This window comes from Halorubrum halophilum (assembly GCF_000739595.1).
Taxonomy (GTDB): Archaea; Halobacteriota; Halobacteria; order Halobacteriales; family Haloferacaceae; genus Halorubrum; species Halorubrum halophilum.
The window spans coordinates 1-23,897 of sequence record NZ_BBJP01000075.1 but is presented as its reverse complement, the minus strand read 5'-3'; the positions used below and the strand labels follow the sequence as shown (position 1 = coordinate 23,897).

Below are 23,897 nucleotides of genomic sequence, written 5' to 3'. Positions count from 1 at the left end.
TACCGAATGGTATCGCCGTTCGATGTGCTGGACGTCGACGAGGACGCCGACGACGCCGCCATCGAGCGCGCCTACCGCGACCGCGTGAAAGAGGCCCACCCCGACCAGGGCGGGACCGTCGAGGAGTTCCAACTCGTCAGGCGCGCCTACCGCGAACTCGACGAGCGGGACCGGAACGGCAGGACCGACGACGGAACCGACCCCGCCGACATCGACCTCACCGACGACGAGGGCGAGGCCGACGCGGTGAGTCCGGTCCGCGTCGAGTTCCTCGACTACGAGGCGATCGACGACTACGGCTGGTCGCTCGACGACGACGACCTGTTCCGGAAGGCGTCTCACGCCGACCTCGACGGGTCGGCGCACGGCCGGCTGCTGGTCCAGCCCGACGAAAGCCTGCTGGAGGCGGCGGAGAACCGCGGGTTCGCGTGGCCGTTCTCCTGTCGCGGCGGCGCGTGCGCGAACTGCGCCGTCTACCTCGTGGAAGGGGAACTGTCGCAGCCGACCGATCACATCATGCCCGACGAGCTGGCGGAGCGGGGGTTCCGGCTCTCCTGTAACGGCTACCCGGTGAGCGACGAGCTAAAAATCGTGTTCAACGTCAAACAGCTCGCGGAACTCGACGACCTCATTCTTCCGCCGGGACCGTTCACCCGGCGGTAACTCCGGGTCGCCCCGGCTCGAAAAACTCTCAGGCCGCCCTCAGAACGACTCGGCGACGGCCGCGACGACCGCGTCCTCGACCGCGTCGCGCTCGCCGGAGAGGAACTCGATCTTCCCCTCGCGGAGGCCGGCGGTGGCGACGTCGGCGTTGGGGGCCAGTTCGGCCGCGCGCTCGGCCACGTCGCGGACGGACACGTCCGCGGTCGTCCGAACGTATAGCTCGTCGGTGCCGATCCCGACCGTCGCGTAGGCCTCGCCGTTCGCGTTCCGGCGGTGGAGGTCGTCGAGCAGGAGCGGCGTCGGCGGGAAGTCGTAGCGGTGGGTGTAGCCGTCGGTGTCGAGCACGGCGAACTCGACGCCGTCGACCGCCTCGGTGACGACGTTCTCGGTCGCGGTCTGAATCTCCGTCTCCAGCTTCTCGCGGAACTGCTCGGAGACGTGAGCCGCGAGGTTGCCGCCGTCCTCGAAGAGGAGGTCGGCGACGAGTTCGCGTTTGTCCTGATAGGACTGGTAGTACGCCTCTAAGGCGACCGCCTCGCGGAGCTCCGCGACGCGCTCGGCGTCGTACCCCGCGTCGCGGGCGAGCTCGACGTAGCGGTCGGGGGTCTCCGCCCAGTAGCTCACCGCGGGCAGGTGTCGGAGATCCGCGCGGACCTCGTCGTTGACCGCGGAGGCCAGCGAGGCGACGAGCGCGCCCGTCGAGAGGTCGGCGTCGACGCCGTCTATCTCGGGCGATACGAGGGTGTCGACCGCCTCGCGCGTCTCGGGGTCGGCGACCTCGGCGTCGACGACGACCGCGTCGACCCCGTAGACGGACAGCAGGTCGATCCCGTCGGCGGACTCGGTCGTGGAGCCGGTTCCGACCAGCAGGAACAGGGGGAGCTGCTCGTCGTGGCGGTCGCGGTCCTGCAGCATGCGGGTCGCGTCGTTCGTCGCCGCGTCCATCCCGTACACCGGGTCGTCGAGCGGCCGCCGGGTGAAGTAGTGGTACTCCGCGTCACTCTTCGCGTGCTCCTCGCGGATCAGCGGGAGGACCGCGCGCTCGACCGCGGCGCCGGCGACGTAGCCGTCGGCGGTGGCGGGGTGGCGCACCACGATCGGGCGCGACTCGAGGACCGCGCGGCGGATCGCCTCCGCGGCGTCGAGCAGGCCGTCGGCGAGCTCCGCGACCGTCTCGTCGCCCGCGAGCGGCTGAAGCCCCTCGGGACGGGCCTCGGCGGTGAGCGCCTCGGCGAGCCGGCGGCGGACGGACTCGGCCTCCTCGCCTTCGAGGAGGACGAGCGCCTCGGACTCGACCTGCACGTCGCCGCGGTGGCTCTCGACCTCGCCGTCGATCCGCACCGCGTCGCCGACCTCGACGTCCGGGTACGCGCGGACGCCCGGCTCGACGAACGCGGCCACGTCGACGACGCCCGTCTCGTCGCGGACTTCGAAGACGGTCGGCCCGCCGGTCTGTCGGACGCTGACGACCTCGCCGTCGATCAGCACCGCCTCGCCAACGGCGTCGGCGAGGGTACCGATCCCGACGCGCTCGCGCTCGTCGTCGAGGTCGTCTTCGTCCGCGGATTCGTCAGCGCTGGACTCCTCAGTGTCGCCCTCGTCGGCGGACTCGTCATCGACCGTGTCGTCCTCGGCCGCCTCATCGGTCTCGTCGGTCTCGGAAGCGTCGTCGACGGCGACCGGTTCGTCGTCGCTCTCGTCCGTCGGTTCAGCGTCGGTTACGTCGGGCTCGTCCGGCTCCGCGTCGGATTCCGCGTCCGACTCTTCGTCGGCCTCCTCGCCGTCCTCGTCGGGGAGGTACTCGGTGTCGCCGTCCTGCACGAGCACGCCGCGGAACTCGCGGTCTGCCTGCCGGATCGACCACGCGAGGTCGATATTCCCGTTGTCGCGGACGCCTTTCACCTGCACGAACACCTCGTCGCCCGGCTCCCAGTCGAGGCTGTCGAGCCGCTGATCGAGCTCCGACCGGTGGAGGAGTCCGGTCACGCCCGGCGAGAGGTCGACAAACACGCCGAACTCGGCGTAGCCGTCGACGACGCCGCGGTAGAATCGGTCCGATACGAGCTGATCCGGAGAGTTACCCCGGAAGTCGAACACGACGTCCTCTTGGTGCGGATCGCAGATGCGACCGCCACCGTCGACGTCGACGCCACAAATGATACAGGATCCCATTTGAGTACACCGAGAGTCTCGGGCTTAAAACGGTTGTCGAAAGCCTCGCGGGAGCGAACGGCCGGATACGGGTCTCCCGGTGGTCACCCGATCAGGGACCGGACCGCGGCGACGACGCGGTAGCCGACGCCGTATCCGAGGAGGGCGGGCGGGACTCCCGCGACGAGCGTGCGGAACGGGGTCGTCCCGTGGACGGCGCGAAAGCCGATCAGCAGGAGCACCGCCGCGTACGCGCCACAGAAAACGCGGAGCAGCGGTATCGGCGGGCCGGCCAGCGCCATCGGCGAACTGGCGTACGCGACCACCTGCACCGTCTCGCTCACGCCGCCCCGGTCGCGGAGGGCGATCCCGTCGTCGTACTCAACGCTGGCGAGGATCACCGACAGCGTCGCGACCGCCGCGGTCAGGTGGAGCCCCACCGGCGCGACCAACACGACCACCACGAGAAAGAGGATCGCCGCAGAAAGGGGGAGGGACGCGACGATTCCGGGGACGATCCCTGGGTCCGTGACGATCCAGCCGAGCGCGTAGGCGGCGGCGACGGCGACCGCGAACGTCAGCGCCGGGGCCTGATCGCCGGGCGCCACGCCGTTGGCGAAGAGGCGGCGCGGCCGGATCAGCGCCTCGACCCACGCCCGAGCGAGGGCGCGCGGTCCGCGCGCTCGGCCGCCCTCCGGATCCGCGATCCACGATGTCACGGTCGCCTTTCGGTCGGGTGGAATAACGGGGTTCCGGTTCGCGGCGGCTCCGCCGGACCGGCTAGACGGTGCTCGGAGCACCCACCGTTATCTCGTCTGATAGCCGGCGCGCAAAGCCTTATACCGCCCCTCGCGGAGGGAAACGCGAATGAGTGCGTTCCGGAACGACGAACGGGGGTTCACCCCGATAGCCGGCTCGGGGATGCTCGTCGGCATCGTCGTGGTGCTCTTAGCGCTCGTCGGCGCCGCGGTCTTCGGCATGATCGACGGCGTCGCGCCGCCGGACGCGGAGTTCCAGGTCGAGAAGGAGGGGACCGACCTCGTGGTCGTCGCCGTCGGTCCCGAACCGGTCCCCGCCGAGGAGCTGTTCGTCCGCGGCGAGGACCCCGACGAGGAGGTCCAGTTCGGCGCGTGGCCCGGCGACGGCGTCGTACGGCCGGGCGATCGGGTCACTGTGCCCAACGCCACCGGCAACGAGGAGTTCGAGGTCGTCTGGGAGCCCGTCGCCTTCGACACGCACGAGACGCTCGGCACCTACAACGGCGAGGATTCGGCGATCGAGGGGAGTTCCGGTCGGGACCCGCTCGGCGCGACCGCCGTCTGAGATCGTCTCGGAGCTGCTCGACCGCCGCCGCTATTCCACCGACACCCACTCGCCGCGCTCGTCAGCGCGGACGACGGCATCGAGGAGCTTCTGGACGGCGTACCCCTGTTCGAACGACGGTTCGAACGCGCCGCCTTCGGCGACCGCGGAGAGGAAGTCGTAGTTCTCGTGGACGAAGGTGTGCTCCCACCCGATGACGTGGCCCGGCGGCCACCAGTGGTCGACGTACGGGTCGGTCTCGTCTGTGACCAACACGGTCTGGTACCCGCGGTCGCCCTCGCGGAGCACCTCCAGCTCGTTGAGCCGCTCTAGGGAGAACTTCAGGCTCCCCTTCGAGCCGTGGATCTCGATCGTGTGGTCGTTCTTGTGGCCCTCGGCGAAGCGCGTCGCCTCGAAGCTCCCGATCGCGCCAGAGTCGTAGGCGACCTGCGCGGTGTAGGCGTCGTCGACGGTCACGTCGCGGTACTCCTCGACAGCGCCGTCCTCGTCGTAGACCGGTCGCTCGTTGACGAACGTCTGCAGGTGGCCGGAGACGCGGTCGACCCCGCCGACCTCGTCGCCGACGAGGAAGTCTGCGAGGTCGAGCGTGTGCGCACCGAGGTCGCCGAGCGCGCCGGAGCCCGCCATGTCGCCGTCGAGCCGCCACGCCCACGGCGCCTCGGGGTCGACGAGCCAGTCCTGCAGGTACCGCCCGCGCACCTGTCGGATCTCGCCGAGTGCGCCGTCCTCGATCAGTCCCTTCGCGTACCGGATCGCGGGGACGAACCGGTAGTTGAACGCGGTGCCCGCGGGCACGTCTGCGTCGGCCGCGGCGTCGCGCATTGCGGCCGCCTCGTCGAGCGTCGGCGCGAGCGGCTTCTCACAGAGGACGGGAACGCCCGCTTCGAGGGCCGCGATCGACGGCTCCGCGTGGACGTGGTTCGGCCCGAGGTTGTAGAAGACGTCCACCTCGTCGATGGCATCTTCCCAGTCGGTCGCGGTGTGCGAAAACCCGAACCGCTCCGCGGCGTCCGCGAGCGCCTCCTCGTCGCGCCCGACGAGGGTGTGCCGCTCGATGTCGGGCGCGTCCGGGAAGAACATCGGGAGCCGCGCGAGCGCGTTCGAGTGCGCCTTACCCATAAACCGATACCCCAGCACGCCGATGTTGAGCGTCATGGTTCGGTGTACTCCCGAATGGGTATTGAGTGTGGGTGGTTTTCTGAGTCCGGATCGGTGCGGTTCGGCGCGGCGCCCCACGACGACCCCGGATCAGGGTCTCACGCCCAGTAGGCGTCGCCGGGTTGCGTGTCGAAGACGGCGCGGTCGAGCACGTCGACCGCCTTCTCTAACCCCTCGCGGCTCGACGTGAGCGAGTCCTCGTGTTCGATCGAGAGCGCGCCCTCGTAGCCGACCATCCGCAGCGTGGAGACCACGTCTTTCCAGTGGGACTCGTCGTGGCCGTAGCCGATCGAGCGGAACAGCCACGAGCGGCCGGGCTCCTCGGTGTATCCCGTCGTGTCAAGGACGCCCTTACGCGCGCGTTCGCGTCGTATTTCAGGAAGCGTCGGACGGGCGGGACCCCCGGTTCCGGGCGGTTTCGGCCTCGATCCGCCGATGCTCGCGGTCGCAGACCACATGAGGTTTTAACGGGTGGAGCGCGTACGGCGGGTATGGGAATCCTCTCGCGCGCCTCCTACGTCGTCCGCTCGAAGCTGAACGCCCTCCTCAACCGGGCGGAGGATCCGACGGAGTCGCTCGACTACTCGTACGAACAGATGCGCGACGAGCTTCAGGACGTGAAACAGGGGATCGCCGACCTGACGACCCAGAAGAAGCGCCTGGAGATCCAGAAGCGAAAGCTGGAGGAGAACGTCGAGAAGCACAACCGGCAGGCCCGCGAGGCGGTCCAGCAGGACCGCGACGACCTCGCGCGGAAGGCCCTCGAGAAGAAGAAGTCGAAGATGACGCAGATCGAGGAGCTGGAAGGGCAGATCGCGGAGCTGAACGACACCCAGGAACAGCTCGTCGAGAAGAAGAACAAGCTCCAGAACCGCATCGAGGAGTTCCGCACCAAGAAGGAGACGATGAAGGCCCGCTACGAGGCCGCGGAGGCGTCCTCCCGCGTCTCCGAGGCGATGACCGGCGTCGGCGACGAGATGGCGGACGTGAGCCGCTCGATCGAGCGCGCCGAGGAGCGCACCGAGGAGATGGAGGCGCGCTCGGAGGCGATGAACGAGCTCGAGGAGTCGGGCGCCTTCGAGGACGCGCTCTCCGATAAGGACGAGATCGACCGCGAGCTGGAGGGGCTCTCGTCGAGCAGAGAGGTCGACTCCGAGCTCGAGACGCTGAAAGGCGAACTCGGGAAGGGCGAACCCGCGAGCGACGACGGCGAGGGGAGCACCGACGAGGAGATCGACGACGAGCTGGCGGACCTCGAATCGGAGATCGACGGCGACGACCTCGAAGCCGACCTCGAGGGCGACGCTGACGCCGGCGAGGAGATCGACGTGGAGTTAGAGGAGTCCGAGGCCGACGCCGACAAACAGCAGAACTGACGGCGCAGACGCGCGACGCGCCGTTGGGGTCCGTCTCGATCGCGGTCTCGCTCCGGTCCCCGCTTCCGTTTTTCCGTTACTCCGACCGCAGCCGCGCCCCGGTTCCCGCGCGATCGCAGTCGCCGAGCCGAATTTCTCCGCCCGACAGGTCCACGCCGTCGTACGGGTCCTCGGCGAGCAGCAGCGACCCGTCGAGGTCGGCGTAGTCGAGCAGGGGCGCGAGCTGCGCGGCCGCCGCGATCGACGCGTTCGACTCGATCATGCAACCGCACATCACTTCGAGGCCGTGAGCGCGCGCGGCAGCGATCAGCCGCCTCGCCTCCAGCAGGCCGCCGGTCTTCATCAGCTTCAGGTTCGCGATGTCGCAGCGGTCGGCGATCGCGGGAACGTCGGAGAGCGTCACGCAGGACTCGTCGGCGGCGATCGGGAGCGCGGACCGCTCGTAGACGAACCGGAGCCCCTCCGGGTCCTCGGCGGGCACCGGCTGCTCGACGAACTCGACGTTCCGGTCCGCGAGCCACTCGCACTTCCGAACCGCCTCGCGGGGCGTCCACGCCTCGTTGGCGTCGACGCGGATCCGGGCGTCGGGCGCGGCCTCGCGGACCGCGTCGATCAGCTCGCGGTCTCGGTCGGTGCCGAGCTTGATTTTGAGAACCGGGTAGCCGGCCTCGACCGCTGCCTCGGCCTTCTCGCGCACGCGCTCCGTCTCGTCGAGCCCGATCGTGTAGGAGGTCGCGGGCGCCTCCCTCGGATCGAGCCCCCAGAGGCGGTGCAGCGGGACGCCGAGCCGCTTCGCGGCGAGGTCGTGGACTGCGATCGAGACGGCGGCGCGCGCGGCGGGGTTGTTGTTGACGACGCTCGCCAGTTCGGTCTCGATCTCGTGGAGCGCGTGGGGGTCGCCGACGCGCTCGACGGCGGCGAGGAGGTCCGGGAGCACGGCCTCGACCGTGTCGGCCGTCTCGCCGTAGTGGCTCGAGGGGGCCGCGCCGCCGACGCCGGTCATCCCCGCCTCGTCCGTAATCCGAACGATCACGTTCTCGGCGTCGGTCTGGGTCCCCCTAGCGATCGTGAACGGGTTCTCTAAGGGGAGCGAGACCCGCTCGAACTCGGTCTCGAGCGTCATTCGCCGCCGAGCCCCGCGTCGACGATCCCGTCCACGATCCGGTCGGCGCCGTCTCGGACCGGGTCGGCGGCGGGGACGCCGACCTCGTCGCCGAAGTCGTCGACCGCGTCTGCGGCCTCCGCGTCCCCGTCGACGTCCTTCGTGTTGAGCGCGCCGGCGACGACGCTGCCCTCGCTAACCGGCGCCGCGAGCCCCTCGTAGAGGTCGACGTAGTCGGAAAGCGGCGGGAGCGAGAACGACTCGTACCCGTGGACCGCCTCGCGGCCCGCCTCGTGACAGAGGACGAGTCCGTCCGCCATCGAGCCGTGGAGGATACCGCAGGTGACCGCCGAGTAGGCGGGGTGGATAATGCTCCCCTGTCCCTCGACGACGAGGAGGTCGTGGTCGTCGCCGACCTCGACGAGCATGTCCTCGACCGCGCCCGCCGTGAAGTCGGCGACGACGCGGTCGATCGGGTTCCCCCACCCGGCGATCATGATCCCGGTCTGGCCGGTGGGGACGAACGCGGCGTCGATCCCGCGCTCGCGGGCGGCGGCGACGATCTCCAGCGAGGCGGTCATCTTGCCGACCGAGCAGTCGGTGCCGACCGTGCACACCACGTCGGCGTCCACGTCGCTGGACGCGCCGCTCGCGACCGTGAGGTCGTCGTCGGGCTCGCGCACGTCGACGAGGTCGACGCCGTGCTCGGCGGCCAGCGCGGCGAGCGCCTCGTCCTCGTTGAGGAAGTAGTGGAGCCCGCTCACCACGTCGCAGCCGGCCTCGATCGCGGCCTCCACGTCCGACCGCCACGACTCGTCGAAGGCGCCGCCGATCGGCGAGATCCCGATATATAAGGCGTCCACGTCGCCGTCGGCGGCCGCGTACGCGTCTTCGAACGACTCGACGATCGGCGCGTCCCGGATGTCGGGCACGTGGTCGTTGACGCGGTCGCCGGCGCGGTCGCGGTCGAGCACGGCGCGCACGTCCTGGTCGCCGTAGCGCATCACGCCGAGGGCGGTCTTCGCGCGGTCGGGGAACTTCTCGTGGGCGAGGATGACGATCCGGTCGTCGCTCATGATGGGTCGCTCGCTCCGGGCGGGCTTAAAAGGGTCGAGCCGCGGTCGGGGTCGGCTCGCCGGGCCGGGGTCGAAACCGCGGTCCGGCTCAGTCGAGGTCGATCGACACGTCGGACTGCAGCCCGGCCGCCTTCACCGTGTTGTAGAGGAGCATCGCGCGCGTCATGGGCCCGACGCCGCCGGGAACCGGGGTGATCGCGCCCGCGGTCTCCTTCGCCGACTCGTACTCCACGTCGCCGACGAGCTCGTACCCCTTCTCGGTGTCTGCGTCGACGCGGTTGATCCCCACGTCGATCACGGTCGCGCCCTCCTTGAGCGTCGAGCCGTCGACGAACTCCGGGACGCCCACTGCGGCGATCACGATGTCGGCGGTCGCCAGCTTCCCCTCTAGGTCCTCGGTCCGCGAGTGACAGACGGTCGTGGTCGCGTTGCCGACCGGTCCCTTTTGAATCAGCAGGTTCGCCATCGGCTTCCCGACGATGTCCGAGCGGCCGACGACGACCGCGTCGGCGCCCTCGGTCTCCACGTCGTACGCCGCCAGCAGCTTCTGGACGCCGTGGGGCGTGCAGGGTTTAAACCGGGCGTCGCCGGCGACGAGCCGCCCGACGTTCTCCGGGTGGAAGCCGTCCACGTCTTTCACGGGGGCGATCTGCCGGAGCACGCGCCGCTTGTCGACGTGGTCGGGGACCGGGAGCTGGACCAGAATACCGTGCACGTCCTCACGCTCGTTGAGGTCGTCGATGGTCTCGTACAGCTCCTCGGCCGGGGCGTCGGCGTCAATCTCGACGTGAACGCTCTCGATGCCGACCTCCTCGCAGTCGCGCTGTTTCATCGAGACGTACGTCTCGCTCGCCGGGTCGTCGCTCATCAGCACGGTCGCGAGTCCCGGCGTCACGCCCTCCTCTCCGAGCGTCTCGACGTGGGCGGCCACGTCGTCGCGCACGTCGGCGGCGACCGCCTCGCCGTCGATGATCCGCGTCCCGTCGGCGCCCCCGTCGACGTCTCCGTCGCTGGTCTCGGTCATACCGGATCCGAGGACGAGGCGATATAAAAAAAGCGCGGGATCGTGTCTATCTCTCCGCCGATACAAAGTCAAATATCCAGTAATGTGGATCGAACCAATTGTTCACTCCGGAAACAGCTCCCCCCTCGTCCGATGACGATTCGTCTCAACGTTTTACAATGACCGGCGCGAAACGGATCAACGTCCCCTATGTCGCCCCGCCTCGTCCCCCGCGAACGTCGTCAAGCCGCCGTCACGCCGCGAACGCCTTCGCTGTCACCGATGTCGCGTCTACCGGGAGCCGCGGCCCGGTCGGTCGACCGATGAGCCGGTCGAGCGCGTGGTCGTTTGCGACGGCCACCGGAACCGTCGCGGTCGCCCCGGACGAGATCCGGATCCGGAGACAGCTTTGTACCGCCGCCGTTCACGCCGGACGAGCCATCTCGCGGGGGCGCGTCGCTCCCGTCGTCGACGCGATCGGCTGGTCCGGTATCGGCGCGGCCCTCACGGTCCTCGGCGCGCTTCCCCGGCTCCTCTCTCTCGGCGGCGGGAGCGGGACCGTCTGGCTGACGGCGCTCGCGGCGCTCACCGTCACCGGGACCGTCGCCGCGACCGTCGTACAGGGTCGTCGCACGACTGTCCCGCTGCGCGCGGTCGAGCGCGTCGAGTTCGACGACAACGAGGTCGTCGTGGTCCACGAGGAGCCCGACGACGGCTGGTTCGGCGACCGGTGGGGAAGCGACGACTCCGACGGTGACGCCGACCGGACGGAGACGCGGATCCGCCCGTTGGACGACGCGGAACGCAGCGATGCGGCGCTCGCGTTCCGGCTCCGCGGCGTCGAGATCCGCGGCGCAGAGGAAGACGAGGGCGTCACCCGGACGGCGATCGACGCGCCGAAGACCGAGCTGCTGGAGTGAGTCACCGAGTCAGGGAGACGGTCCTGTCGAGGACCTCGTACCCCTGCGCCGCGAGTGTCTCGGCGTAGTACCGCTCGGCGACCCGTCCCTGCGGGAGCCGGCGGAGGGCGAACCGGCGGGTCGGCAGCAGTTCGACGTCGACGATCGTCCCATCGTCGTCGTCCGTCTCCCGGACCGTTACGGTGTAGGACCCCCAGAGACTGTCGCCGATCGCCGCGTCGATCGAGAGGGTCGCGACGGTGTCGCCCTCGGACCCGCCGCGTTCGTCTCCGGTCGGCGTCGCGTCCGCCCGCACGTCGGTTTCGAGGTCGATAGCGGCGCTTCGGAGTCCCAACAGGTACGAGAACTCGTAGATCGCTCGGGTGCCAGTCGGTCGGTCCGTGGCGGTCCCGTCCTCGCCGCCGGTGTCACGCACCTCGTCCGCGACGCCCCACTGGAACGCGAGGATCGGCGGTCGCGACGACGCGAACTCCCGAACGACCGCGCCCGGAGACACCTCCGTCCGGAGTCGGACCGAGCCGCGCCGCCGGTATATCGGTACCCGAAGCGCGATCGCGAGGACGGCGGCGACGGCCACGCCCGGCCAAAACGAGACGGCGGCGACGGCCGCGAGAAAGGCGCCCGCGACGAGCAGAGCGAGCGCCCAGCTGACGGCGCGCTCGACGCGGTGGTACCGGTCGACGGCGGCCGAGAGCGCCTCGTGATCGTCCGGAATGACGGGCGATTCGGCGCCGGAACCGGTGGTATCGGAGGGGCTGGAGGAATCGGACACGGGCGGACCTCGTCGAGGCGAAAAATCAGAATTTCGGTCGTGAGCCGGTTGCGCCTGAGGTCGGCCGGAATCGTCCCATCCGCCTCCCCGGCGAAACGCCTAGGACGCGTCGGCGAGACCCACCCTCCATGTCCCGGCCCTCCACTCGGACCCTCTTCGTCGCTCTCGGCGGCGGAACCGCTCACCTCGCGGCGGTCGAGCTGGCGTTCCGGGCGCTCGGACACGCGCCGCCGGAACGGTGTCCCCTCTCCGATCCCGACCGCGTGGTCGGCCTCTTCGCGCTCGGGTTCCTCGCCTCGCTCGCGGTCGCGCACACGCGGCTGTACTCGCCGGCGATCGGCCTCCCGGCGGCGTTCGCGTGGGCGACCGTCCGCGACGCGGCAGCGCCCGCGCCCGAGTGGTCCGAGGTCGGCGGGTTCCTCGTGGTCGACCGCACCGTATTCCTCTCGGCGTACGCCGACGGTTGGGTCGTTCTCGTCGGACTGCTCGCCGTGGCGGCCGGCGCGGAGTTCGGCCTGCGCACCCGGTACGAGTTCGGCGACGAAGGGCTTCGAAACCTGCCCTCAGCGCCGACCCGCCTCCGGAACGCCGCGCTCGACGGGCTCGCGGTCGGCGGGGTCTTCGGCCTCGCCGCGACCGTCCGGATCGCCACGTTCGGCGTCTCCCCGACGAGCGCGGTCCCGGTGATGGCCGCGACGACCACGGCCGCGGCCGCGGTGCCGGTCGCCGCGGCCGCCCGAGGGCTGGTCGCGCCGACCGCCTGCTTCGCGCTGATCGTGCCGTCGCTCGCGCGGACCGTGTTCACCGGCTCGGAGGGAGGACCGGTCTTTCTGCTTCTGTTGGGTCCGATCGCGGTCGCGCTCGTCCTCGTCGCGGTCGTGGAGGCCGCGGTCCGGCGTCGATTCGATCGACGCCCGGCGGACTGAGGCGCTTCGAGACGGACTGAAACGTCCCGAGACGAAGTGACTGCGGACTCAGATCGACCGCTCATCGGCGTCGACCGGCGCCCGTCCGCAGATGCTCACGAGGTCGTGGAGGTCGTCGATCTCATAGGTGGGCTGACAGGAGAGGTCGGTCGACCGTCGGTGGGGGCGTCGGACGAACGCGGAGTCGATACCGGCGTTGTCGGCGGCCTGAATGTCCGACTCGTTGTCGCCGACGAAAATCGCGGTGTCGGCACCGATATCTTCGAGGGCGCGCTCGATGTAATACGGCGACGGCTTCTTCCGCGAGAGGCTGGCGATGGAGGGCTCGCGGCCGTACGCGACCTCGAACCGGCCGGAAAGCCCGAAGTGGTCGAGGACCGCGTCGACGGTCGCCTGCTGGTTCGAGGAGACCACGCCGAGCGGAGCGTCGAGGTAGCGGAGCGCGTCGACGTCGTCGTAGGGGGTCTTGCGCCCGCTCCGCGCTGCGTCGACCTGCGCGGCCGCGGCGGTCTCGTCGCGGACCCGCCAGAATTCGACCGGATCGAGCCCGTAGCGCTCGCAGATGTCCGTCAGGGTGGCGGGATCGACGCCGACGGCGATGTCGTCGACGTGAGCGAGATCCGGGTCCTCGACGCCGAGGCTCACGAAGGCGTCCCAAGCGGCCTCCCTGAGGGTGTCGAACGGGGTCCGACCGACGATGACTCCGTCCTTGTCGAGGACGACGGCGTCGTACACGACCCCCTCTCCGTCGGTAACCGGCAAAAAGCTTTCACCGGCCGGCGGCGTCTCACGCGCCCAGCAGTCTGAGCGCGAGCCCGACGAGCAGGACGATCGTTCCCACGAACAGACCGATGAACGGAATCGGAACCGGGAGCGGGATCACGATGAGCAGGAGTCCGATCGCGATCAGCGCGGTGGATAGTCGCATACGGTCTCCTCGTCCCCCAAACGGAAAGGTATTGACGCGCGTGCTGTCGGGAGGGGATCGATCCCAGTGGCGGACACGCCTCCCGCACTTTCAATACCCGGCGCGTCCAACCCTCAGATTGGACCATGAATATTGTTGATATCGCGGTGCCGGAGTACGTCGAGGTCGACGTCAGCGAACGACTCGCCAAGGTCCGGTCCATCTTCGAGCGCGAGAATCCGAAGGGGATCGTCGTCACCGAGGACGGCGAGTACGCGGGCGTCGTGGGCGAGAAACAGCTCATGCGCTCCCGAATGGAGGACGACACCAAGGTGTCGGCCGTCATGAAGTCGGCCCCGTCGGTCGATCGCCACGAGGATCTCCGCGAGACCGCCCGCCTGCTCGTCGAAGGCGACGTGAAGATCGCGCCGGTGTACGAGGGCGAGAAGCTCTACGGTATCATCACCGTCGACCAGATCCTCGAGGCCGTCCTCGACAGCCTCGACGCGATCACCGTCGGGCAGATCGCGACCGAGGACGTGATCGGAATCAACGAGAAGGACAGCGTCGGAAGCGCGATCAACCGCCTCCGCGAGAACGGGATCTCTCGACTTCCCGCCCTCGACGAGGACGGCCAGCTCGTCGGCGTCGTCACGACGAACGACATCGTCGAGTTCGTCGTCCGCGACCACGAGCGACAGGGGAGCGGCGACCGCGCCGGCGACATCGACCGGATGCTCGACATCCCCGTCTACGACATCATGTCGAGCCCCGTCGTCACCGCGACCGCGGACGAGACCGCGGAGGCCGTCGTCGAGCGCATGTTCGACAACAATGTCTCCGGACTGATTGTCACGCCCAACGGCGCCGACACCGTCGCCGGCGTGGTGACGAAGACCGACGTGTTGCGTGCGCTCACGTTCACCGAGCAAGACTCGATGGACGTGCAGATCACCAACGTCGAGCTGTTGGACACGACCTCCCGCGAGCACATCGTCGAGTCCATCGAGCAGGTCGCGAACAAGTACGCGGACATGCACGTCATCCACGCGCACGTCCGTCTCCACGCCCACAAGGAGAAGCTGCGCGGCACCCCGCTGATCCAGTGTCAGATCCGCCTTCGCACCAACGAGGGGCAGGTCGGCGGCTCCGGCGAGGGGTACGGCACCGAGCACGCCTTCCACGTCGCGCTCGACAAGCTGGAGCGCAACGTCTTAGAGATCAAAGGCGTCAACGCCGACGAGGAGTACCGCGGCCAGCTCCTCCGCAAGCTCGGCGAGCTGTGAGCCGATAGCGCCTGACGCGACGGGCGCTCGCGTCGTCGCCGTCGATCGACTCCGACCGTTTCGCCGCGACGGTTCCCGCTTCCGTCTCCGTCTTCGCCTTCATTTTCGCCGCAGTTCATCCTCCAGTGCCGTCCGGTTCGCCACGAGCGACGCTTACGCGTCGGCGCCCTCGGTGAGTCCGTCGGCGACGATCCGGAAGGTCGCGGTGTCGCCGGCGGGCTTCGAGCGGTGCTTTTCAAGGGTTGCTCGGCGATTCCCGCCGCGGAACCGGTCGACGCGGAGGATCGCGCCGGTCCAGTGGTTGAGGGTGTTGCCGCCGAGTGCGCGGTCCCGATCGCTGTCGGGATCGGTGAACACCTGATTCGTGATGACGACGGCGATGTCGTGGCGCCGCGCCAGGGACAGGAGGTGGGTCACCTGCTTGGCGACCTTGCGGAGCGACTGGCCGCCTTCGGTGTCGCCGGCGCGCTCAAGTCGGTAGAATCCCGTCGCGGAGTCCAACACGATCAGCTCGACCTCCTCGGCGAGCTCCTCGGCGTCGCGGACGGCCTCGCGCTGGTCGTCGAAGTCGTACGCCTCCGAGATCACCAGCCGCGAGGCGATCTCCTCGACCGTCTCGTCGGTGTCAGAGCGGTCGGCCCGCCCCGCGGCCATCTGCTCGAACCGGTCGATCGAGAGCCCTTCGGTGTCGATATAGAGGGCGCGGTCGCCGCCGGCCGCGACCTCGACGGCCGCGGCGAGCGCGAGGTTCGTCTTGCCGGCTGCGGGCGGGCCGTACACCTGCGTGACGACCCCGCGTTCGAACCCCCCGCCCAACAGGTCGTCGACCGGCCGACAGCCGGTCGGGATCGGATCGCTCACTGGGAGAGACTTCGCTCGCGCTCGTATTTAAACGGTCGATCGCGGAGCGGACAGGCGAGACGTGTCGCTCGCGGGCGAAGCGCCGTCGCTCGCAACGAAGGCGCCGTCGCTCGTCAAGTGGTGATAAGTGTGAAAGAAACGGAGATGGCATCGATCATATTGAGCGACGCCGAGATCCGGGTATTGCGTGCGGACGCGTCGTCCGCGACTTGGGGGTTAGTTGCGCGTCAGGTTCGTCGCGCGCGGTCCCTTGGGGGACGATTCGATGTCGAATTCCACTTCCTGACCCTCCTCGAGGTCCGGGCCGCCGACGTCTTCCATGTGGAAGAACACGTCTTCGTCGTCGTCGAGGTCGCCGTCGTCAGTCGAGATGAAACCGTAGCCGCCAGTGTCGTTGAAGAAGTCAACCTTACCGTTTGCCATTGCAAACAAACGTATGGCCCGTTTGGGGATAACCCTTGCGAGGGTCACGATACCATGACAGTTGCGATCGATGCAATTCGGAGAAATCGGGTAGAGAGCATTCTGACGCGCCGTCTCGGGTCGCATACCGCTGTTCCCGCTCGTCTTCATCGCGTGCCACCAGTCGCGGGGTTCATTTACGAGCGACCACGTAGGTCGGATAACGACATGGATCGCCGCCACTTCCTCCGCTCGTTCGCCGCGGCCGGCGTCGCCGCCGGCACGACCGCCACGGCCGGCTGTGCCGGGGTCCTCGGCAATTCCGGCGCCGAGGGGACCGTCCTCGGTCCGCCGGAACAGAACCGCGGCGACCCGGTTCACCCGATCCACGGCGACGAGATGCCCGAGTTCGCCGTCCCCGACCCGATCACGGGCGAGGAGATCTCGACCGCGCAGTTCGAGGGGGAGCGCGCGTTCCTGTGGACCTCCTTCTACACCAACTGTCCCGACGGCGTCTGTCCGGCCCTGATCCTCCGGCTCCGGCGTGTACAGGAGGTCGCGGCCGAGGAAGGATTCGGCGACGAGGCCGCGTTCCTCCCGCTCACCTTCGACCCCGAGCGCGACACCGAGGACGTCCTCCGCGAGTACGCGAGCCAGCGCGGGATTGACCTCGACGCCGGCAACTGGCACTTCCTGCGCCCCGAGAGCTACGAGGCGGGCGTGGAACTGATGGACGACAACTTCGGGCTGAAGATCGAGAAGACGGACGGGGAGCAGTACGAGAACCTGGAGTACGCGTTCCCACACTACGGGCTGATCCTCCTCGTCAACAAGCAGGGGATCGTCGAGCGCTCGTATCCGCGCGGCCCGGGCACCGACGTCGAACGGATCGTCGACGACTTCCGGCGGGTGGTCACGGCGTGAGGCGCCGCGACCTGTTGGCCGGAGTCGCGAGCGTTGGGGTGCTCGGCGGAGCGGGTGCCGTCGCAACTGGGGGAGTACCGAACGGGCTCAGCGGCGAGTCCGCTGGTAGCCGAGCCAACAGTAACGAACCGGAGCCGATCGAACCGGTGACAATCGACACAATCGAGGCGCCCGGCAGTCGCGACGGTGAGGTGACGCTCCCGGCTCCCGACCGCCCGACGTTCGTCGACTTCTTCGGGACGTGGTGTCCCCCCTGCGCGGAGCAGATGCCGGCCCTCGCGGCCGCCCACGACCGGATCGGCGACGAGGTGCTGTTCGTCTCCGTGACGACGGAGCCCGTCGGCGACGAGGTCAGTGAGGAGACGGTGGTCGACTGGTGGCGCGAAAACGACGGCGACTGGCTCGTCGCCGCCGACGTGACGGCCGAACTCGCGTCGCGATTTCCGATCGGGAAATACCCAAGCGCCCGTGCCATGGACGCCTCCGGACGCGTCCGCTGGGCGACCTCCGGGACCCACACCACGGAGGAGTTCGTCGACGGCATCGAGACAGCGCTCGACGAATGAGGGGGTGCGTCGCTCGATGACCGGTGCATCACTCGCGACCAACGTCCCGTTCGCTGTGACCGCGGGGGTCGCGACCTTCTTCTCGCCGTGCGCGTATCCGCTCTTGCCGGGATACGTCGGGTTCTACGTGAACTCCGTCGACGCCGATTCAGCGTCGGTCCTCGGAGCGGGAGTCCGCGGCGTTGCGGCCGCACTCGGCGTACTGGCGACGTTCGCACTGCTCGCCGGCTCCACCGTCCGAATCGGCTACTCGACACTGTCGAACATCACCGTCTTCGAGACGCTCGTCGGCGGGCTCCTCGTCGTCTTCGGGCTCCTCGTCGTCTTCGGGCGGGCGCCCTCCCTGTCCATCTCGCTACCGAAACGGCGGTCGAGCGTCCTCGGGTTCGGGCTGTTCGGTGCGGGATACGCGCTGGCGGGTGCCGGCTGCGTCGCGCCCATCTTCCTCGCCGTGATCGCCCGCGCGATCGCGCTCCCGTCGGAGACGGCGCTTCTCGTCCTCTCGGTGTACGCCGGTACCGTCGCCGTCCTGATGGCCGCGACCACCGTCGCGACGGGCGTCGGGCTCGTCAGCAACGCCAACCGGGTGATGGCCCACGCCGATCTGCTGAAGCGGATCGCGGGCGCGGTGATGATCATTGCGGGCGTCGGACAACTGTACCTCTCGCTCGTCGTTTACTGATCGCTCCGGTGGCGGTCGACAGGCCTCCGAGGCGAGACGACACCGGCAGGGGAGAAACGACGCCACGCGAGAGGACCGACGCCGGCCCGGGAGGGCGAGCTACGGGAGCTACTCGCCGCCCGCGCGGAGGTGGTAGAAGACGTACGTCTGCGCGTAGCCGGCGAACTCCCCGCCGAACCGCTCCCGGATCGCGCGCGAGGTGTCCGTGTAGTTCCCGCGCTCGCAGTCGGGGTAGTACTCCTCTATCGTCGTCCGGATCCACGTGTCGAGCGGGACCGCCTCGAGGAAGCCGAGGGAGAACAGCAGCACGCAGTCGGCGACCTTGTCGCCGACGCCGACGAACCGCGTCAGCGACTCCCGCGCCTCCTCGTAGGGGAGGTCCGCCGCCTCCTGCGGATGCGCTTCGCCCGAGGCGACCATCTCCGCGGTCCGTTGCACGTAGGGGGCGCGGTACCCCAAGGAGAGGTCACGGAGCTCCTCCTCGGTCCGCGAGGCGAGCTGCTCCGGGGTCGGGAACGCGCGGTACTCCTCGCCGTCGAGCGCGACCGCGTCGCCGTACGTCTCGCGGAGGCGACGCTGCATCCCGTGGATCCGCGCGACGCGCATCTGCGCCGAGCAGATGAAGGAGATCAGACACGGGAAGACCGGGTCGCGCGTGAGCCGCATCCCTTCGTAGGCGTCGTACGCCCGTTCGAGGAGCGGGAGGTCCGGCGTCGCGTCGAGGATCGCGTCGAGGTCGTCGTCGAGCCGGAACAGGTGTTCCAAGAGGGGGACGGCGTCGACCGATGACTCCCAGTGGAGGGTCCCGTCGCGGACGCCCCCCTCCTGTCGCACTCGGACGGGGACCCGCTCGTCGGTCACCCCGGATATCGGGTCGATGACCGTCTCGTACCACGCGTCGCCGCCGTACGCGTGGAGGTCCTCGTAGGTCCCGCCGTTGGCGCGGTTCCAGAGGTAGCTCTGTCCGCTCTCGACCGTCGCTTGGAGATCGAACGGGCCGTCCAGATCGGCGACGTCGATCGCGCCTCGCTCCATTACCGATCAGACGGCGCCGCGACCGTATCGGGGTTTCGGTCGATCGGTCGCGAGCGGGCCGAGCACGTCGAGCGCGCGGACCGCCGCCGAGGACGGGTTTTTGCCCGTTCGCCCCCTAAAAGGCGTATGCCGACGTACCGACGGACGACTCGCGTGCCGGCCCCCATCGACGAGGTGTGGGCGTTTCACTCCACGATCGACGGGCTCCGCGAGCTCACGCCGGATTGGATGCACCTCCGGGTCACGGGCGTCACGGGACCGGACGGGGAGCCGGGCCCGGACGTGCTCGCCGAGGGGTCGGAGATAGGGATGTCGATACGGCCGTTCGGCGTCGGCCCGCGACAGCGATGGACCTCTCGGATCACCGAGAGAGAGCCCGACAAGGGGACTGAGTCCGGCGACCGCGCCCACTTCATCGACGTGATGTCCGGCGGCCCGTTCCGGAAGTGGGAACACACTCACGCGTTCTACGCCGACGGGGAGGAGACCCTACTCGTGGACACCGTCGCGTATCGACTCCCGTTCGGTCCCCTCGGTGACGCGGCGGGACCGTTCGCGAAGGTCGGGTTCGAAGGGATGTTCCGGGACCGCCACCGGCGGACGATCGCTCGGTTCGAGTCGTAACCCCCGGCGTCGGAACGCCTCCGATCCGAGGCCCCCATTACCCGTTCACCTGGGAGTCACCGCGGTCTCTGCCCCGAAGAAGACCTCGAACACCGCGCCGCCGTCGTTGTGGACCTCGACTTCCCAGCCGTGGGCGTCGACGACGCGATCGACGATAGCGAGCCCGATACCGGAGCTGTCAGCAGTTGAAAACCCGGAGTCGAAAACCGATCCGCGTATCTCGGGGGGAACACCCGGTCCGTCGTCGGCGATGTACATCCCCTCGCCCCCGGCGCCGTCGGTTCGAGGACCGATCTCGATCTCGACGCTCGGACCGCCGTGGTCGACGGCGTCGCCGGGCTCCGCCCGGCTGTTCGTGGAACCGTGTTCCACGCTGTTCCGGAAGAGGTTCTCGAACAGCTGTCGAAGTCGGTTCGGATCCGCGTGCACCTGCCCGATCTCGTCGGCGATCGTCAGCGTCGCGTGTGGCGCACGGACCGTCTTCCACGCCTCCTCGGCGACGCCCGTCACCGAGAGCGACTCTGTCTCCCCGATCGTCTCCCCTCGTTTCGCCAACATGAGGAGGTTGTCGATGAGCGTCTCCATCCGGGTCACCGCCCGGTCCATCGGCTCGTACGTCGACGCCGAGACCTCTCCCTCGACCATTTTCAGGTAACCCGAGAGCACGTTGAGCGGATTCCTGAGGTCGTGTGAGACGACCGAGCTGAACTGTTCGAGCTGCTCCGTCCGCCGGCGCAGCTCCAGCCGTCGGTCGTTGCGCGCAATGGTGTACGCGATCAGATCGGCGAACGTCCGGTAGAGGTCAACCTCCTCGTCCGTCCACGTACGCGGCGCGTCAGTCTCGAAGGCCAGCACGCCGACGAGCTCCCAATCGGCCACGAGCGGGACGTGAACGGTCGACGCCGCTTGGTCCAACGCGTCGCTCTCGTCCGTCGAACTCTCCGCCGACTCCGGTGGAACCGACGATCTGACCACGTTCTCGAAGGTCGAGAGCCGCTTAGCGTCCGGAAATTCGTCAAGCGGACGCGGCGCGGTGTCGCATCCGTCTGGACACCAGACGTACGCGGGCTCGAGCGCCTCTTCCTCTCGGAGGAAACAGACGATCCGATCGAGGTCCGCGTGTTCGCCGACGTTCTCCATGGTCCAGCTGATCTTCGTGTCGACTTCGTCTGACCGCGTGCTCATCAGTGTCGATCCGGCGTCGAGCAGGACCTCACGGAGCCGATCGGCGTCGTCTGACCCGAACCGATCCCGCCGCGGTTCGACTTCGTTGAGCAGCCGCTCAACGAGCGGGTCGGCTTCACGGTTCGACTCGGACTCCTCCGGTGCCGGGCCGGAAACGAGATCGTCAGCTCCCGCCCGAAGCGCGAGACGAAACTCCTCGGCGGTCGCCGTCTCAAGCACCACAATGACGGGGACGTTATCCGGGGTCGCCGCGAGTCGGTCGGCGATCGACGAGTCCGTCGCCGCCTCGGTGGTCGTGACGATACCGCAAGCGTCAGCCAGCGGCTGTATATCGGTGTCTTCCGTCGCCTCCAGCAGCACGTCCGTGGCCGCCGTTCGGCAGTCCGGAGCACGCGCGTCGTCCCACGCCGCCTCGACTGCGCGTGACACGCGCGCTCGCACGTCCGGGTCATCTCCGACGTACGTCACGGCGGAACTCCGATGCATACGGTAGGATGGCGCTAACCGCATTTGAAGGTTGACCCGAAAATATCGGCTTCGAGAACGTCGAGTCATCGTTCGAGGAAACACCGGCCGGGCGGTGTTTATCGGGCGATCACGTCTCGCGTTCGGTTGCAGTGAGCGCGATTCCCGCGAGAACGATAGCGCCCCCGATGAGCGTGAACGTCGTCGGAGACTCCGAGAGGAACAGGAACGCGAGGACGGTCGCACCGACCGGCTCGCCGAGCAGCGACACGGAGACGACGCTCGACTCGAGGTGCGCAAGCGCCCAGTTGACCACGGTGTGACCCAACAGCCCAGGGCCGACCGCGAGACCGACGAATATCGCCCACTCGCTCGGGGGATACCCCGTCAGTCCGTGGCCCTCGACGAGGACGATCGCGAGCAGCGAGAGCGTACAGACCCCATACACGACCACTACGTACGGGACCAGCGCGACTCGCTGTCGGATCGACCGCCCGGCGAGCACGTACCCGGCGGCCATCACGGCGCCGAACAGCGCCAGTCCGTTCCCGTAGAGCGGCCGGGGTCCGATCAGCACACCGCCGAGGAGATCGCCGAGCGACATCGCCGCCATCCCGCTGACGGCGACCGCAATACCGATAGCCATCCGGGAAGTCACGCGCTCGCGCAACAGGAGCCACGCTCCGAGCACGACGAACACCGGCTGCGCCTGGACGAGCGTGACGCTCGCGGCGACACTCGTCCACGCGAGGCTCTCGAACCACGCGGCGAAGTGCAACGCGAGCGCGACCCCCGAGAGCGTCGCGAACCCGAGGTCCCTGCGAGTGACACCGGCGAGCTGTGCTCGATAGCGCCAGAACGCGACCGGAACCAGCGGCAGCGTCGTGAACAGCACCCGATAGAACGCGGCGACCGAGCTCGGCGCGTCGCTGAGGCGGACGAGAATCGCCCCGCCGCTCACGGCGGCCACCGCGACTACGAGTCCGACAACCGGCGGGACGCGCGGATCCGTCGACATCCGTTCGACTCCCCGATACCCATCGCACCCGGTTACCGGTTTCGGGACGCCCCGACACCCGCCCGTACGCGGCTCGCCCGTACGGCGAAGCCGACGGCAAGTCGGTCTCGACGCGTCCGACGAGACTTTGAAAAGAGGGACCGAACGAAGACGCATGTGTGCAGACACGTTCGGGGTCGGAATCCACCTCACCGAAGAGGAGTTTCAGTTCGTCGTTGGCGTTCCGTCCGACATCGACTCCGCCTGGACCGATCCGGAGGAATTCCAGTCGCTCGTCGCCGAGACGGTCTGGGAACGGCTCGACCGGCAGTCCGTATTCGAGTCCGTCGCCGACCGCTTCCGGGCCGGTGAGACGGCGACGCTCGGAACAGTAACACTCGAACCTGACGGCACCGTGGTCGCATGCGATTTCGAAGCCCTCGAAGCCACCGAGGAAGTAGACGAGAGCGATACCGTTGAGTGAGGAGGTCGAAATCGTCGTCAGTCGTCGAGCGACCCGTCGTCTCCGTCGACTGCGAGCGTCGCTCCGACTGCCCACATGCGCACCGGCCTGTACGCAGTGAGGTCGTACCGCGTCGGACCGACAGTCTCGCTCCACGTGTTCAACACACCAAGCGTGACAAGTCCCGACAGTGCCGTCCCGAGCGTTCGCGGCGTCGTCTCCGGCTCGAAAAGTGCCGCATGGATCTGTTTCGCTTGCGGGTAGTTCCGCTCACACTGCTCGATACCGGCGCGGGCCTCCGTCCAGTGGCGACGGAGGTAGCCGAACGTCGTCGGATCAGCCTCTCGAAGCCTGTCAAGGGGCGCAACGACCGAGTGATCGATCCGGTCGACGTCGGCAGCGGGGTCGAACACTGACGCGACCGACGGCGCCGCCCGCTCCGTCAACGAACAGCCGATCACGACGGTGCTCCGACAGCTATCGAGTCGGACACGTAATCCGTCAAGGAGTTCGTTCACCGCACCCGGGCCGTGCTCGGCCAACAGCGGTTCGATATCGTCGATAATCACAGTAAGTTCGAGGTCGCGAGCCTCCGCGAGGTGGCCCGACACCGCCTCAAGGATTCGCTCGACGTCGACAGGCGTCCCAAGCACGGTGTACGCGAGCCCACGTCCTGGCACGACCTGCGTAGCTGTCGCGGCACCACGGGTGAAGTCGCTCGCGGAAACGATCGCCTCCCGGTCCGGTAGCGACCCAACGGTTCGACGCCACCCGCGTCGCCACTCCTCGATCCCCGTTCCGAACAGCAGCGAAATCACTCGTTCCTCGGCCTCCCCGTCACGAACCGGCGGCTGCCCGCGATCGGACACGCGCACCACGAGCTCGCGACCGGACTGCGTCGGAGCGGGCATAGATACGTTCGCTTCACTGAGAAAGCCCATAAACTTACGGGGATGAGTCTCAATATTGAGAGCCACATCGATCGAAATACGGTCGCATGTGGTGGAGGGCGCTCTCGCTCGCTACACAG

The 23,897-nt window shown here is 68.6% G+C and carries 26 protein-coding genes and 1 pseudogene; 11 read left to right on the top strand and 16 right to left on the bottom strand.

What is annotated here, in order from left to right; all coding sequences use genetic code 11:
- Window positions 1-6 precede the first annotated feature (6 nt).
- Window positions 7-663, top strand: a complete 657-nt coding sequence (gene fer, locus ACP96_RS15750; protein ID WP_050026773.1) for a ferredoxin Fer — start codon at window positions 7-9, stop codon at window positions 661-663.
- A 39-nt stretch (window positions 664-702) separates the two neighbouring features.
- Here the strand turns inward: fer and ACP96_RS15745 are convergent, their stop codons facing one another.
- A complete protein-coding gene (locus ACP96_RS15745; protein ID WP_050034051.1) occupies window positions 703-2,835 on the bottom strand; it encodes a DHH family phosphoesterase in 2,133 nt (710 codons plus the stop codon).
- A gap of 83 nt (window positions 2,836-2,918) precedes the next feature.
- Window positions 2,919-3,533 (bottom strand): YIP1 family protein, encoded by a 615-nt coding sequence (locus tag ACP96_RS15740; RefSeq protein WP_050034050.1) that lies wholly within the window; start codon window positions 3,531-3,533, stop codon window positions 2,919-2,921.
- Between the two features lie 148 nt (window positions 3,534-3,681).
- Here ACP96_RS15740 and ACP96_RS15735 point away from each other — a divergent pair, with 148 nt between their 5' ends.
- Window positions 3,682-4,137: a type IV pilin gene (locus tag ACP96_RS15735; RefSeq protein WP_050025588.1), complete on the top strand. Its 456-nt coding sequence runs from the start codon at window positions 3,682-3,684 to the stop codon at window positions 4,135-4,137.
- A 30-nt stretch (window positions 4,138-4,167) separates the two neighbouring features.
- Here the strand turns inward: ACP96_RS15735 and ACP96_RS15730 are convergent, their stop codons facing one another.
- Both ACP96_RS15730 and ACP96_RS15725 read right to left on the bottom strand, forming a co-directional pair.
- Window positions 4,168-5,292, bottom strand: coding sequence for a Gfo/Idh/MocA family protein (locus ACP96_RS15730; RefSeq protein WP_050034049.1), 1,125 nt, complete (start codon window positions 5,290-5,292; stop codon window positions 4,168-4,170).
- A 101-nt stretch (window positions 5,293-5,393) separates the two neighbouring features.
- Window positions 5,394-5,668 (bottom strand): annotated as a pseudogene (locus tag ACP96_RS15725) (sugar phosphate isomerase/epimerase); the annotation flags it as partial.
- Window positions 5,669-5,786: 118 nt separating this feature from the next.
- On the opposite strand from ACP96_RS15725, the gene ACP96_RS15720 reads away from it, so the two are divergent.
- Complete coding sequence (locus ACP96_RS15720) at window positions 5,787-6,671, top strand: PspA/IM30 family protein (protein WP_050025597.1); 885 nt, start codon at window positions 5,787-5,789, stop codon at window positions 6,669-6,671.
- Window positions 6,672-6,747: 76 nt separating this feature from the next.
- On the opposite strand, the gene ACP96_RS15715 is transcribed toward ACP96_RS15720, so the two are convergent.
- The 3 genes from ACP96_RS15715 to ACP96_RS15705 all read right to left on the bottom strand — a co-directional run bounded on the left by ACP96_RS15715 (window position 6,748) and on the right by ACP96_RS15705 (window position 9,873).
- Window positions 6,748-7,794: a dipeptide epimerase gene (locus ACP96_RS15715; protein WP_050034047.1), complete on the bottom strand. Its 1,047-nt coding sequence runs from the start codon at window positions 7,792-7,794 to the stop codon at window positions 6,748-6,750.
- Window positions 7,791-8,849 (bottom strand): DUF1611 domain-containing protein, encoded by a 1,059-nt coding sequence (locus tag ACP96_RS15710; RefSeq protein WP_050034046.1) that lies wholly within the window; start codon window positions 8,847-8,849, stop codon window positions 7,791-7,793. The genes ACP96_RS15715 and ACP96_RS15710 overlap by 4 nt, the downstream gene beginning before the upstream one ends.
- Window positions 8,850-8,937: 88 nt before the next feature.
- Window positions 8,938-9,873, bottom strand: coding sequence for a bifunctional methylenetetrahydrofolate dehydrogenase/methenyltetrahydrofolate cyclohydrolase (locus ACP96_RS15705; protein ID WP_050034045.1), 936 nt, complete (start codon window positions 9,871-9,873; stop codon window positions 8,938-8,940).
- A gap of 302 nt (window positions 9,874-10,175) precedes the next feature.
- On the opposite strand from ACP96_RS15705, the gene ACP96_RS15700 reads away from it, so the two are divergent.
- Complete coding sequence (locus tag ACP96_RS15700; protein WP_050034044.1) at window positions 10,176-10,772, top strand: hypothetical protein; 597 nt, start codon at window positions 10,176-10,178, stop codon at window positions 10,770-10,772.
- 1 nt (window position 10,773) lies between these two features.
- On the opposite strand, the gene ACP96_RS15695 is transcribed toward ACP96_RS15700, so the two are convergent.
- Entirely contained in the window at window positions 10,774-11,544 is a 771-nt protein-coding gene (locus ACP96_RS15695; RefSeq protein ID WP_082222599.1) for a hypothetical protein, read from the bottom strand.
- Window positions 11,545-11,672: 128 nt separating this feature from the next.
- On the opposite strand from ACP96_RS15695, the gene ACP96_RS15690 reads away from it, so the two are divergent.
- Window positions 11,673-12,470: a hypothetical protein gene (locus ACP96_RS15690; protein ID WP_050034043.1), complete on the top strand. Its 798-nt coding sequence runs from the start codon at window positions 11,673-11,675 to the stop codon at window positions 12,468-12,470.
- A 48-nt stretch (window positions 12,471-12,518) separates the two neighbouring features.
- Here the strand turns inward: ACP96_RS15690 and ACP96_RS15685 are convergent, their stop codons facing one another.
- Window positions 12,519-13,205, bottom strand: a complete 687-nt coding sequence (locus tag ACP96_RS15685; RefSeq protein WP_050034042.1) for an HAD family hydrolase — start codon at window positions 13,203-13,205, stop codon at window positions 12,519-12,521.
- A 52-nt stretch (window positions 13,206-13,257) separates the two neighbouring features.
- Window positions 13,258-13,398: a hypothetical protein gene (locus ACP96_RS19400; RefSeq protein WP_200895705.1), complete on the bottom strand. Its 141-nt coding sequence runs from the start codon at window positions 13,396-13,398 to the stop codon at window positions 13,258-13,260.
- A 125-nt stretch (window positions 13,399-13,523) separates the two neighbouring features.
- On the opposite strand from ACP96_RS19400, the gene ACP96_RS15680 reads away from it, so the two are divergent.
- Window positions 13,524-14,663 carry a CBS domain-containing protein gene (locus ACP96_RS15680; RefSeq protein ID WP_050025610.1) on the top strand — a complete coding sequence of 380 codons (1,140 nt, stop codon included), beginning with the start codon at window positions 13,524-13,526 and terminating at the stop codon, window positions 14,661-14,663.
- Window positions 14,664-14,816: 153 nt separating this feature from the next.
- Here the strand turns inward: ACP96_RS15680 and radB are convergent, their stop codons facing one another.
- Window positions 14,817-15,551, bottom strand: coding sequence for a DNA repair and recombination protein RadB (gene radB / locus ACP96_RS15675; RefSeq protein WP_080509968.1), 735 nt, complete (start codon window positions 15,549-15,551; stop codon window positions 14,817-14,819).
- A gap of 189 nt (window positions 15,552-15,740) precedes the next feature.
- Complete coding sequence (locus ACP96_RS15670; protein WP_004046191.1) at window positions 15,741-15,947, bottom strand: cold-shock protein; 207 nt, start codon at window positions 15,945-15,947, stop codon at window positions 15,741-15,743.
- Window positions 15,948-16,154: 207 nt separating this feature from the next.
- Between ACP96_RS15670 and ACP96_RS15665 the strand changes: the two genes are divergently transcribed.
- From ACP96_RS15665 to ACP96_RS15655, 3 genes are read left to right on the top strand one after another with little or no spacing between them, the layout of a single operon-like run.
- Window positions 16,155-16,850: an SCO family protein gene (locus ACP96_RS15665; protein WP_050034041.1), complete on the top strand. Its 696-nt coding sequence runs from the start codon at window positions 16,155-16,157 to the stop codon at window positions 16,848-16,850.
- A complete protein-coding gene (locus tag ACP96_RS15660; RefSeq protein WP_050034040.1) occupies window positions 16,847-17,416 on the top strand; it encodes a TlpA family protein disulfide reductase in 570 nt (189 codons plus the stop codon). The genes ACP96_RS15665 and ACP96_RS15660 overlap by 4 nt, the downstream gene beginning before the upstream one ends.
- Window positions 17,417-17,432: 16 nt before the next feature.
- Window positions 17,433-18,098 (top strand): cytochrome c biogenesis protein CcdA, encoded by a 666-nt coding sequence (locus ACP96_RS15655; RefSeq protein WP_050025619.1) that lies wholly within the window; start codon window positions 17,433-17,435, stop codon window positions 18,096-18,098.
- Window positions 18,099-18,206: 108 nt separating this feature from the next.
- Here ACP96_RS15655 and ACP96_RS15650 read toward each other — a convergent pair whose 3' ends face one another.
- Window positions 18,207-19,133 carry a DNA-3-methyladenine glycosylase family protein gene (locus ACP96_RS15650; protein ID WP_050034039.1) on the bottom strand — a complete coding sequence of 309 codons (927 nt, stop codon included), beginning with the start codon at window positions 19,131-19,133 and terminating at the stop codon, window positions 18,207-18,209.
- A gap of 126 nt (window positions 19,134-19,259) precedes the next feature.
- Here ACP96_RS15650 and ACP96_RS15645 point away from each other — a divergent pair, with 126 nt between their 5' ends.
- Window positions 19,260-19,757, top strand: a complete 498-nt coding sequence (locus tag ACP96_RS15645) for an SRPBCC family protein (RefSeq protein WP_050034038.1) — start codon at window positions 19,260-19,262, stop codon at window positions 19,755-19,757.
- Between the two features lie 45 nt (window positions 19,758-19,802).
- Here ACP96_RS15645 and ACP96_RS15640 read toward each other — a convergent pair whose 3' ends face one another.
- A complete protein-coding gene (locus ACP96_RS15640; protein WP_050034037.1) occupies window positions 19,803-21,428 on the bottom strand; it encodes a sensor histidine kinase in 1,626 nt (541 codons plus the stop codon).
- A 109-nt stretch (window positions 21,429-21,537) separates the two neighbouring features.
- The gene (locus ACP96_RS15635; protein ID WP_050034036.1) at window positions 21,538-22,425 is read right to left on the bottom strand and encodes a DMT family transporter; all 888 of its coding nucleotides are present in this window, start codon (window positions 22,423-22,425) and stop codon (window positions 21,538-21,540) included.
- Between the two features lie 154 nt (window positions 22,426-22,579).
- Here ACP96_RS15635 and ACP96_RS15630 point away from each other — a divergent pair, with 154 nt between their 5' ends.
- A complete protein-coding gene (locus tag ACP96_RS15630; RefSeq protein WP_050025626.1) occupies window positions 22,580-22,888 on the top strand; it encodes a hypothetical protein in 309 nt (102 codons plus the stop codon).
- A 17-nt stretch (window positions 22,889-22,905) separates the two neighbouring features.
- Here the strand turns inward: ACP96_RS15630 and ACP96_RS15625 are convergent, their stop codons facing one another.
- On the bottom strand, window positions 22,906-23,778 hold the full coding sequence (locus ACP96_RS15625; protein WP_237561697.1) for a DUF7504 family protein: 873 nt from the start codon (window positions 23,776-23,778) through the stop codon (window positions 22,906-22,908).
- Between the last annotated feature and the right edge of the window lie 119 nt (window positions 23,779-23,897).